Source organism: Peribacillus faecalis (assembly GCF_014712675.1).
GTDB classification, from domain to species: Bacteria; Bacillota; Bacilli; order Bacillales; family DSM-1321; genus Bacillus_AD; species Bacillus_AD faecalis.
Genome location: NZ_JACXSI010000008.1, coordinates 77,659 through 89,144, shown reverse-complemented (window position 1 = coordinate 89,144; position 11,486 = coordinate 77,659). Strand labels below are relative to the sequence as shown.

The 11,486-nt window shown below is 38.2% G+C and carries 13 protein-coding genes; 2 read left to right on the top strand and 11 right to left on the bottom strand.

Annotation, left to right across the window (positions count from 1 at the left end):
* Positions 1 to 235: 235 nt before the first annotated feature.
* The 6 genes from IEO70_RS04690 to IEO70_RS04665 form a co-directional block, all read right to left on the bottom strand.
* Positions 236 to 415, bottom strand: coding sequence for a hypothetical protein (locus tag IEO70_RS04690; RefSeq protein WP_190997196.1), 180 nt, complete (start codon positions 413 to 415; stop codon positions 236 to 238).
* 65 nt (positions 416 to 480) lie between these two features.
* Positions 481 to 1,452: an L-lactate dehydrogenase gene (locus IEO70_RS04685; protein WP_190997195.1), complete on the bottom strand. Its 972-nt coding sequence runs from the start codon at positions 1,450 to 1,452 to the stop codon at positions 481 to 483.
* Between the two features lie 148 nt (positions 1,453 to 1,600).
* On the bottom strand, positions 1,601 to 2,389 hold the full coding sequence (locus IEO70_RS04680; protein ID WP_190997203.1) for a DUF92 domain-containing protein: 789 nt from the start codon (positions 2,387 to 2,389) through the stop codon (positions 1,601 to 1,603).
* The gene (locus IEO70_RS04675; RefSeq protein WP_190997194.1) at positions 2,382 to 2,948 is read right to left on the bottom strand and encodes a 5-formyltetrahydrofolate cyclo-ligase; all 567 of its coding nucleotides are present in this window, start codon (positions 2,946 to 2,948) and stop codon (positions 2,382 to 2,384) included. Before IEO70_RS04675 ends, IEO70_RS04680 begins: the two co-directional genes overlap by 8 nt.
* 60 nt (positions 2,949 to 3,008) lie before the next feature.
* Positions 3,009 to 3,158 (bottom strand): 50S ribosomal protein L33, encoded by a 150-nt coding sequence (gene rpmG, locus IEO70_RS04670; protein WP_019242566.1) that lies wholly within the window; start codon positions 3,156 to 3,158, stop codon positions 3,009 to 3,011.
* A 130-nt stretch (positions 3,159 to 3,288) separates the two neighbouring features.
* On the bottom strand, positions 3,289 to 3,930 hold the full coding sequence (locus tag IEO70_RS04665) for a hypothetical protein (RefSeq protein ID WP_190997193.1): 642 nt from the start codon (positions 3,928 to 3,930) through the stop codon (positions 3,289 to 3,291).
* Positions 3,931 to 4,351: 421 nt separating this feature from the next.
* Here IEO70_RS04665 and IEO70_RS04660 point away from each other — a divergent pair, with 421 nt between their 5' ends.
* The gene (locus IEO70_RS04660) at positions 4,352 to 4,702 is read left to right on the top strand and encodes a hypothetical protein (RefSeq protein WP_190997192.1); all 351 of its coding nucleotides are present in this window, start codon (positions 4,352 to 4,354) and stop codon (positions 4,700 to 4,702) included.
* Positions 4,703 to 4,720: 18 nt separating this feature from the next.
* Positions 4,721 to 5,167, top strand: a complete 447-nt coding sequence (locus IEO70_RS04655) for an endolytic transglycosylase MltG (protein WP_235973492.1) — start codon at positions 4,721 to 4,723, stop codon at positions 5,165 to 5,167.
* 102 nt (positions 5,168 to 5,269) lie between these two features.
* Here the strand turns inward: IEO70_RS04655 and pstB are convergent, their stop codons facing one another.
* The 5 genes from pstB to IEO70_RS04630 form a co-directional block, all read right to left on the bottom strand.
* A complete protein-coding gene (pstB, locus tag IEO70_RS04650) occupies positions 5,270 to 6,079 on the bottom strand; it encodes a phosphate ABC transporter ATP-binding protein PstB (protein WP_407948538.1) in 810 nt (269 codons plus the stop codon).
* Between the two features lie 18 nt (positions 6,080 to 6,097).
* A complete protein-coding gene (pstA, locus tag IEO70_RS04645; protein WP_190997190.1) occupies positions 6,098 to 6,976 on the bottom strand; it encodes a phosphate ABC transporter permease PstA in 879 nt (292 codons plus the stop codon).
* On the bottom strand, positions 6,976 to 7,941 hold the full coding sequence (gene pstC / locus IEO70_RS04640) for a phosphate ABC transporter permease subunit PstC (RefSeq protein WP_190997201.1): 966 nt from the start codon (positions 7,939 to 7,941) through the stop codon (positions 6,976 to 6,978). The genes pstA and pstC overlap by 1 nt, the downstream gene beginning before the upstream one ends.
* Positions 7,942 to 7,994: 53 nt before the next feature.
* Entirely contained in the window at positions 7,995 to 8,963 is a 969-nt protein-coding gene (locus IEO70_RS04635; RefSeq protein ID WP_190997189.1) for a PstS family phosphate ABC transporter substrate-binding protein, read from the bottom strand.
* A 259-nt stretch (positions 8,964 to 9,222) separates the two neighbouring features.
* Complete coding sequence (locus IEO70_RS04630) at positions 9,223 to 11,346, bottom strand: peptidoglycan D,D-transpeptidase FtsI family protein (RefSeq protein WP_190997188.1); 2,124 nt, start codon at positions 11,344 to 11,346, stop codon at positions 9,223 to 9,225.
* Positions 11,347 to 11,486 lie beyond the last annotated feature (140 nt).

Below are 11,486 nucleotides of genomic sequence, written 5' to 3'. Positions count from 1 at the left end.
TCCTTTGGTTATTTAAGGGTCCCGTGCACTGGACACCTCGTATCATACCAAGGAGGCTTTTTTTGTTCAAACTTCATTTTGCTTCAATACAGGAATGCTTTCTTATCTTTTAAGAAAAACTGTCACCGGTCCTTTTCGGTAAAGTGGATACTCGAAAATTTTCAGTTTTCTTTAGGCCACGCCCTTCATAAAGTGTTGCAAATCAAAAAACCGACTGAATAGCCGGTTTAAGAAATTACAAGTATACACGCGTTATTAACCCGACAGGTATATTGCCTGAACCTCCTGAGAAATTCACTGCCATCCGGCGGATCAGGGGTACCTGAAGGAAAATGTTCATCAATCGATATCGATGCATATAACCTACACGAACAGCCAACATAACCAGCAATACTTTCGCGATAAATCTAAGCATAAAAAAATCCCTCCTACACTTTATTGTGAACATAGGAGGGATTTTTATAACTTTCAGAGCGTACTTTAGACAGTCTGAAGTTCTTTCTCATCTTCTAACACAGGAGCCATTGTTTCTTTCAAAACGTTGACAGAGTGCTGAAGCTTCGCTTTTTCTTCTTCACTCAATTCTAATTCCACTACTTGACGAACACCTGAACGGTTAACTACACAAGGAACACCGATGTAGACATCGTTTTGACCATATTCTCCTTCTAATAAAGTTGATACAGTCAAGATGCTATTTTCATCTTGCAGAATCGCTTTTGTAATACGAACAAGTCCCATTGCGATACCGTAGAAAGTAGCACCTTTTCGGTCAATGATATGGTATGCCGCATCACGAACATTCTCGAAAATACGATCAAGATCTTCAATTTTATAATCAGCTTTTTCTGCTAAAGCTTGAGTAAGTGGTTTTGCCCCAATATTTGCATGGCTGTATACTGGCAATTCAGTATCTCCATGTTCACCAATAATATAAGCATGAACATTTCGAGTATCAACATCGAAATAATTTGCTAGTTCATAACGGAAACGGGCTGTATCCAAAATTGTACCGGAACCAATTACACGTTCTTTCGGTAAACCTGAATACTTCCATGTCGCATATGTAAGTATATCTACAGGGTTGGCAGCAACTAAGAAAATGCCATCAAAGCCAGATGCCATAATTTCTGAAACTAAACCTTTAAAGATATTTGCATTTTTTTCAACTAAATCAAGACGAGTTTCCCCTGGTTTTTGGTTAGCACCTGCAGTCAATACAACAATGTCTGCATGTTTGCAGTCAGAGTAATCGCCATTCCAAATTTTAGTTCTGTGCGGAGCAAATGGCAATCCATGTCTTAAATCCATTGCATCGCCTTCAGCTTTGTCTTTATTAATATCAATTAATACAAGCTCTTCAGTGATACCTTGGTTCAATAATGCAAAAGCGTAACTGCTTCCAACAAATCCTGTTCCTACTAAAACGACACGGTTAACTTTCTGTTTCATAAGAAAACTTCCTTTCACTTCTAGCCAATAAATATTACATTGTTATTCTAATATAACTTCTGTAACTTTTGTAACCGTGTAAGCGCTTCATATATTAACAATTTGTTACAAAAATATTTTTTGCACATTTTCTTAAGATAGTTTATTATCAAAAAATTAAATATTGTAATATACCTAACATCGCAGCAAATATAACAGACAGAAAATTTACGGCGTCATTATTAATAAAACGTACACCCTTAATGATTGTTGTAGTCTGATCGCAATGCAAAGCTTTCTCCGTTATAATTCCGCATTTCTGGCATTGAAGCTTCACTTGAATTGTCGCTCCTAACACAGTGTCAATCAAGCTTCCAAGCAATCCGCACCCGACCATAAATGCTATGACATCTAAAGAATACTCCGGCAATAAAATAACCGAAATCATAACAATTAATAATGAGCCTCCTAGAGAAGCAAGAAGACCAAGCAGAGAGACAGCACCCGACGTACCGCTTTCAACTTGCTTTAAGGAAAGAATATAAAACGGTCGTCGCTTGCTGAGCACACCGATTTCCGAAGCCCACGTATCGGCATTTGCTGCAGCAATACAAATAATAAATGCTATTTGCCATATATCATCGGATGTAAAATATAATAACACAGCCGCTAAAGAGGCAGCTGCTCCATTTGCCATGACTTGCAGCCAATCTCTTCTTTCGCCTTTTTCAAGTATGTCATTCAGTTTTTCTTTTTTCTGTTTTTTATACTTGGACCAAAGACTCGATGAAACAAAAAAAGCACCCAGAATAATGAGGCCTCTCCACCCCAACCCTAATGCGACACAACACCCGACAATAAATGCAGCGATACTACCGGAAAAAGTAAGGGATTTAATATGATAACCGCCGGCACAAACCATCGCAATCCCAATCAGATAGATAATGATATCAATCATCAATGCTCATTTCCCCATTCGGCAATATTAATTTTTGAACTGGCTGATCAAACGGCTCATAAGGTATATTTTCATAAAGCTGTTCCGGCAAGAGTAAAGAAACAGTCGATCCTCTATAATTTTCCAGAAAACGATCATAATAACCGCCGCCAAACCCGATACGATACCCATTCGGAGCAAAGGCGATACCGGGAACAATCATTAAATCCAATTCTTCCATTACTGCCGTGCGAGTAAAAGCTTCAACCGGTTCCTGCAAATCATTGTAAACTTTCTCTAATTGGTTAAAATGCTCTAAATAACGAAATGTCATCTTCCTATCTTTTGGATTACATTTCGGTACAGCAACTTTTTTTCCTTCGGCCCAAGCCTGTTCAATGATAGGAACGGTGTCTATTTCATATTTCGTTGAGATTGTGATTGCAATACAATCCGAATTCAGCCATTCAACAGATTGAAATAATCGTTTATGAATAAACTGGCATTGTTGTCGAAATTGTTCTTCCGGTATACTGATTATTTTTTCACGCGTTTCATTTCTAATCTTCTTTTTATTCATATTCATACCCCTAAGCCAAAAATGTATGTAAAAAAAAACAACAGGAGTAATTCCTGTTGCTTACTTTGTTTCACGGTGCAATGTTGCACGTTTTTCTCTTGAGCAATATTTTTTAAGCTCAAGACGGTCTGGGTTATTTCGTTTATTTTTCTTAGAAATATAGTTACGGTCTCCACACTCAGTGCAAGCTAACGTAATATTTACACGCATTGTATAATTCCCTCCAAACATGAGTCATCTTTACATAAGACTTTTCTATAATAGCATTTTTCTTTTTGAAATGCTAGTATGTTTTTTATCAAGTTGATAACTTTTATCTTCCTATAGTAAAGAATCATTATTATACAATGCTTGAAGTTAATTCTCTTTTCCTGTATTTCACTTTCTCCTCGGAATTCGCATAAAAAATCCAAACTACTCCTTCCGCTTCCGAATGCGAAGAAAGCTCAGTTTCAAAAATAAATGTGCTGCATATATTTCCTTTAGCAATCCAGGACATCGGCAGCTGCCCACGTTTTAAAATGTTTTGCAATTGTTTGTGATTATATTTTTCTCTTGGATGAATACAATATTGCTTCATAGGTTTTCCGCCCAATGATCCGCCAATTAGAGAAACCATCTCTCCTTCATCTGAGAAAGAAACAATAGCCGACTCACTTGGACTATAGTAGGCCGTCGATGGGGCATCATTTAAATTTTGGTATTGAACGACAATCTTTACATTTCGGCACGTCTTTTCGTCTGTGGATAGACAAAACTTAATCATTTCATACTCCGCCGAACAGTTCAATGACATAATCGATAGAATCGGTTGTTCTTCTTTCTGAAACTCTGTCATATCAGGATACTTCCAAACAATCTTACCGTCATAAAACACACCAATACGAATCGGGTTATTTATATTTGCATATAAAAACGAATCCGATATTTTAGCATGGTGATTTTTTTGCCCGTTCACTGTCAATTGAGGCATACGATGCATAGCCTTCTCTCCCTTTCAGTAAATTTTCTTCATATTATCAATCTGCGACATAATTATAGTTTCCGCAGATAACTTTTTATTATTTATCAGCCTAAGCACCCTCTAATGTAAGCGCTTCAGAAAATCTATACCTTAATTATCAAAAATAGAAATTCCTTATAAATATGGTAGCATTTTACATAATATTATACAATGAACACAATTTGTCGATAATTGCTGTAACCCTGCAAGAACATGCTATTTCTATGGTTTTGGCATTAAATTTTTTTGTTAATCATAAAACCATCATAGAAAACGACAAGTTACCACAAAATTTCTTATATGTTCCACGCAAAAGAAAACAATATACCCAAATATTTCCCCAAAATTGTTTAAAAATGTGTATGATATATTTGTACAATTCATACAAGGGGTGGACATAATGGAGATCGTAATAATCAGTTTGCTTGTGCTTGCTATTTTGTTATTTATTTTGTCTTTTTTCAAGATCGATCGCGTATCCGAATTAGAAAGAAACGTTGAGGAAATGTCGTTACAACATATACAGGATATATATCAGCTCAAAAGACAAGTTCGTATACTGGAAGAAGAATTATTGACTCCCGAGCATAGTTCTATTCCGTCTGATTTTCAAGAAAATACGACAAGAATTAGTGAAATATTGAAAAATCAAGTTAAATCACTTTATCAGCAAGGTTTCTCAATAGATGAAATTTCAGCTCGTTCTACTTTGTCTCACGATGATATTATGCAAATATTGCAAAATAGTTAACAAAAGGGGAATTCACATATGAGCAGAGACAGTATTAGAGGTTTTGCAGCAGGTTTGCTTTTTGCCGCAATCGTAATCGGCGGCTTCTATTATTTTATAGAAAAAAATTCGCAGCAAGATTTAAAACTTGAAGATTTAAAACAAGCAAGCATTGAGATGGGATATGAGCTTGTCGAGAAGGAATCCACAAACAAGGAAGCTATTAATCAAGAGACGACACCAAAGAAGGAAGAAACGCAAACTATCACACCTTCCGAATCTGAGACCTACCAATTCCAAATCCCAACCGGAATGGGCTCTGATGATATCTCCCGCCTTCTCTTTGAAAACAATATTATTGAAGATGCTGACCAATTTGAGATTTATTTAAAAGATCATGACTTAGCGAAAAAAATCCAGATAGGGACCTATCAATTACATAAAGGGATGACCTTTGAAGAAATTTCAGATACGATTACAAAATAATCTTAAAAACTACGGAAATAAGCTGTCCGGAGAGCATAATCCACTCTCAGGACAGCTTTTTGAAAAGAAAAACCGACACCGGTCCTTTTTCATTAACAAAATTTAACCGAAACGACCTGAAATATAGTCTTCTGTTCTTTTGTCAAACGGTCTTGAAAAGATCAAGTTAGTATCATCCACCTCAATAACTTCCCCATTTAAAAAGAAGGCCGTTTTGTCAGAAATACGGGCTGCCTGCTGCATATTGTGCGTCACAATAATTATGCTATATCTCTCCTTCAACTCTTGAACTAAGTCCTCTACCTTTGAAGTAGAAATCGGGTCAAGTGCAGAAGTAGGTTCATCCATTAAAATAACATCCGGTTCAATCGCTAAACAGCGCGCAATGCAAAGTCGCTGTTGCTGTCCCCCTGACAACCCGTATGCATTGTCATGCAAACGATCCTTTACTTCATCCCATATAGCCGCCTGCTTCAAGCTTTTCTCGGCAATTTCCATTAAGATTTTTTTATCGCGGATTCCATGAATCTTTGGTCCATATATAACATTTTCGTAAACCGATTTCGGAAAAGGATTCGGCTTTTGAAATACCATGCCGACTTTTGTCCTCAGCTCTTCAACTTTATAGGAACGGTCTAGTATGTTCCTTCCGCGATAATTGATCTCACCCGCTGTCTTAACAGATGGAACCATTTCAATCATCCGGTTCAAAGCTTTCAAATAAGTTGATTTTCCGCATCCTGAAGGACCGATTATTGCTGTTACTTCGTTTTCATAAATATCAAGGCTTACTTCCTTCAAAGCATGCTTATCGCCATACCATAAATTTAATTGCTTTGTTTCATAAACTTTTTGTATAGCAGAACGATCCTTTTTAACTACATTTTCCGTATGGTTTCTTAAAAGTGTCATCGCCATCCTTCATTCCCCCTAAAAGCGTTTTTGAAATTTATTTCGAATAAATATCGCGATACTGTTCATCAAAACCAACATAGTCAACAACACAATAATTCCGGCAGCGGCCACATACTGGAACTCCTCTTGCGGACGTGATGTCCAGTTGTAAATCTGCATCGGCAATACGGTAAAAGTATCAAAAACAGATTGAGGCAAAAAGGCTACAAACATCGGAATGCCAATGACGACTAGCGGAGCCGTTTCTCCTATTACTCGAGATAGCGCCAAAATTGCCCCTGTAGCAATACCGGGAAGAGCAGTCGGCAGTACAACTCTGACAATCGTCTGCCATTTTGTTGCTCCCATCCCGTATGAAGCTTCTCTTAGCTCCCGCGGCACAGCACGAATCGCTTCTTGAGCAGCAACAATTATGACCGGTAATACAAGCAAGCTCATTGTTAACCCCGCAGCAAGTACGGAACGGTCCAGTGCTAAAGCACGCACAAAAATAGTTAAACCAAGCAACCCAAATACAATAGACGGAACTCCGGCCAAGTTCGATATATTAACTTTAATAAAAGCGGTAAATTTATTGTCCTTCGCATATTCTTCTAAATAAATTGCCGTGCCGACACCAAGGGTAAGCGTAATAGGTGCGACTACTGCCATAAGCCAGATTGTTCCGATAAATGCTGCCTTTATTCCGGCTTCTTCCGGCTTTCTTGAGGCAAAGTTTCCAAAGAATGATAAATCCACATACGAAATACCTTGAGAGAATATACGATAAAGAAGCACCGCAAGTACCAACAGTCCAAATAGTGTTGCTGCCGCAAACACTAACTTGAATAAAACATTTAATTTTAATCGGCCTGACATCCGTTTCATTACTTTTGCATTATCAATTAAATTCATCAGTAAACCTCCCTAAATTTTCGAGAGATATATTGAGCCAATAAGTTCATCAGCAGCGTGAAAATAAACAGCGTTGTACCTACTGCATAAATGCTGTAATAAATCGTTGTTCCATAGCCTGCATCTCCTGTACTTACTTGAACAATATAAGCCGTCATTGTCTGTATTGATGAAGTGATATCCCAGCTTAAAATCGGGGTCGCCCCTCCGGCAACAGATACGATCATTGTTTCACCGATTGCTCTGGACAGCGCCAAAACAATCGATGCCATTATGCCGGAAATCGCAGCCGGCAAGATGACTTTAAATGTAGTTTCCAGTTTGGTTGATCCGAGGGCAAAAGCGCCTTCACGTATCGAATTTGGCACAGATGACATAGCATCTTCGGAAAGCGAAGCGATCATCGGGATAATCATAATTCCTACAACAATGCCGGGACTAACCGCATTAAACATCTCGATTGCCGGAAACCTCTCTCTCAATAAAGGAGTAACAAATGTTAAAGCGAAGAAACCATATACAATTGTCGGCACACCAGCCAAAATTTCCAGGATTGGTTTAACTACTTTTCTCGTTCTTTCACTTGCATACTCACTTAAATATATAGCCGCTGCAATTCCGATTGGCACAGCTACCAATGCTGCGATAACTGTAACCTTTAAAGTGCCTGATATTAACGCGGTAATGCCGTAACTGGGGTTGTCGGCAGCGAAAGGATACCATTTATCCGCTGTTAAAAAATCAACAATTGATACTCGCGAAAAAAACTCGAACGTTTCAAGAATCAATGTGAAAACAATGCCAATCGTCGTTAATACAGAAACAATTGCTGTGAAAAGTAAGATATAAGGTACAATTTCTTCAAAATTAAAACGGTTATTTCTTTGTTTTTTCTCTTCAATTAATTGACCTATCGATTTCTTTTGTTCACCAAGAGCCAATTTAAAAACCCCTTCCCAAAACATCAAGAGGCAGAAGCTGCCGCAAATAAATACTTCGGCGGCTTCTACCTGTCCAATTATTTAATCAGATCTTCGAATACTTGAAGTGATTTAGCATATTCTTCATCAGTCAATCTTACGTATCCAACTTCTTCAGCTAGGTCGCCTACATTTTCTAAAGTGAATTTCATAAAATCAGCTACTTGAGGTTTAGTTGTTACTGCTTCGTTTGCTACATATGTGAATACAGGACGTGAAAGTGGTGAATACGAGCCATCATTAATTGTCTTGTTTGTAGGCTCAACTGCACCATTTCCGCCATCGATGGCAACCACTTTTAACTTATCTTTATTTTCAGAATAATAAGCATACCCGAAGAACCCGATTGCATTCTTATCGCCGCTTACACCTTGAACTAATACATTATCATCTTCTGATAATGTCGCATTTGCTACCAATGCTTGTTCATCAAGAATTACTTCATTAAAGTAATCAAATGTACCCGAATCCGTTCCCGGAGAATAAAACTTAATTTCCTCTGCAGGCCATTCAGGACGAATATCAGACCAAAGCTTAGTTTTTCCATTATCAACCCACATCGCTTGCAATTCTTCTATTGTTAACGAATCTACCCATTCATTGTCTTTATTGACAACAATAGAGATACCATCTTTCGCTAATTCAAACTCTGTAAACTCAACACCATTTGCTTCTAATTCCGCTTTTTCTTCATCTTTAATCGTACGAGATGCATTACTCATATCTGTTTCGCTGGCGATAAACTTTTTGAAGCCGCCGCCAGTTCCGGAAAATCCAACAGATACTTGAACTTCAGGTTGTTCTGCCATATATTCTTCAGATACTGCTTCCATGATAGGGAACACGGTAGAAGATCCGTCAATCAATACTGACCCATTTAATGTTTCTTCATTTGATCCGTTTGAATCCTCTGAGCTGCCACTTTCGGCCTCGCTTCCGCATGCCGCCATAATTGCCAGTATTCCAATCATTGAAACCAATAAAAGCAACTTCTTAAAACCATTCATTCCTACATCCTCCTGATTACTTCATTCGTTTATTTGTATTTCCCTTACAAATACATCTTAACGAACGACTATTAATGCCATATAAATGGACTGTTAAAGAAATGTAAAGAACTGTATGATAATTGTAAAAATAAGAAAAAACCGTCACCGGTCCTTGTTCATTTTTGGTTTCGCTCCTTGCCACTACTCCAATGAAAAAGGACACTTTTCTTTTAACAAAAAAAGAGACAAGCTCTGCTCGAGTTTGCCTCTTAATCTATTAATCTGTATCAGTTGCTGCTGTTTCTTCTTCCGCACCAGCAACTTGTTGACTTTGACGATTTTCCTTTAATTCAAAGTAGGCCTGGAATGCTTTTTTCCCAATATCAAGATTGATACTATGGCCGCTTCTCCCTTGATAGGCCCACGGAACAATAATAGCCATGGCAATCTCCGGATTATTATGAGGAGCATAAGCGACAAGTGAAAGATTCATCGTTGGAGCAACTCCGTACTTCTCTTTTTCCGGACCATCATAAAATGATTCAGCTGTTCCCGTTTTTCCGGCCGGGCTGTATGGTTCGCGCGCAAAACCGCTTGCAGTGCCTCCAGGAGACTGCATCACTTGTCTAAAACCTTCTTGTACTCTTTTGATCCATTCCGGTTTCATATCTAACGTATTTAAAACTTTCGGCTCTATAGTCATTACAACTTGCCCTAATTCATCCGAATCAACAGAAGGTTCCCTGATTTCTTTCACTACACGCGGTTGAATCCGTTTTCCGCCATTTGCAATCGTCGATACATATTGCGCCATTTGCATTGTTGTATATGTGTCATATTGTCCAATTGATAAGTCGAGAATTTTCCCGACCTGCAGACTATTTTCTCCTGGCATACCTCTGCTTTCATTCGGCAAATCAATGCCTGTTCGTACCCCTAAGCCAAACTGGTTGTAATAGTATCTCATTTCATCATATAAATCTTGGTCAAGCGAAAGCGGCTGATTGGGTCTGTATGTAGATTTCCCCATCCTGATTGCCGTCATAAACATATACACATTGGATGACCTTTTGAGTGCGGTAAGATCGTTAATTGAACCCATGTTTGTATACGAGCCTTTTGGCGGCGTGCCTTTTATGTGAAGCGTTTGGTCATAAATGTAGCTGCCCGGTGAAATCGCTCCTGTTTGGTAGCCCATTAAAACGGTAGCTCCTTTTACAGAGGAACCGACATTATAAGAAGTTGTTATTGTACCTTGTGCAAAGTCCTGGAGCTCCATTTTACCTTGTTCATTCTTTACAAACCTCTTGCCTGCCATCGAGAGCACTTCACCTGTATTCGGATCCATCATGACAATGAAGGCTCGGTCTAATAAATACGTACCGCCCATCGCTTTTTTCGCTCTCAATTCTTCTTCGAGTATTTGCTCCATTTTCTTCTGTAAATCGATATCTATTGTCATCACCAAGTCTTTTCCGCGTTGTCCTTCTGAAACAACCATTGATTCAATGACATTTCCAGCTTTATCCGTTATATTTCGTTCCTTTGATTTTTCACCGGATAAAATATCTTCATACTGCATTTCAAGATTACTGACTCCTACTCGGTCATTACGTTGGTAGTCCCTGATCGTGTAATAGTCGAGCTTATCCTCAGGTAATCCTTTGTCTGTATCAGTAACTCTCCCGATAATGGAGCTTAAGGTTTTATCATACGGGAATACACGCTCCCAATCTGTGAAAACATCAATCCCGGGCAATGATTCTAAGTTCTCGCTTATAATGGCTACTTCTTCACTAGTGACATTTTCATTTTTTATAATTTTGGGTGTCAATGCCTTAGCACTGGCCATCTCACGATATATAGCTAAAACTTTTTGGTCTTCGGCATCAAGTTCCGCTAATTCCTTCTCAGTGACCCGATTGACCTGCATCTTGTACAACTGCCCTTGCGTCAGTTTTTCTTCCTGAACAAGTTTTAACTCTTCTTCAGTGATCTTCGCTTCCGCCCTTTCAGGATTCAGCAAAATCCAAAAATCACGCTTATCCCGATCAGTTACCTTTTTATCATCCATTACAATAATTTTCGATAACTTACGGGCAAGCTCAAGCATTTCCTCATTAGTCGTTCCTTGGTATCTTGTATATGTAATCGCATCTACAGACGTGTTATCGACAATAGTTCTGTAATGACGATCCAACAGCTTACCTCGAGGGACAGATCCATTTACTGTCACTTCTTCTGTCTGTTCCACTTTACTGAGATAATCTTCTCCGTCCACAATTTGAACAACTCCCAGCCTGAAAATCAATCCCGAGAACAATAAAAAGACAATAAAAAATAAAGCATTCATCCGAAAAGGTATATGCGATTTTTTCTTCTTTGCCGTTTCTTTTTTCATGGCGAACCATACCCTCCCGCAAAAATAATGTTTAATTTTTCTAATATTTACTATTTTATATAATTTCTTTAATTTTTACTAGCAATATCCTATTTTTTCAGAAGTTATAGCTCTCAACAAAAAAACCGGCTATAAAAGCC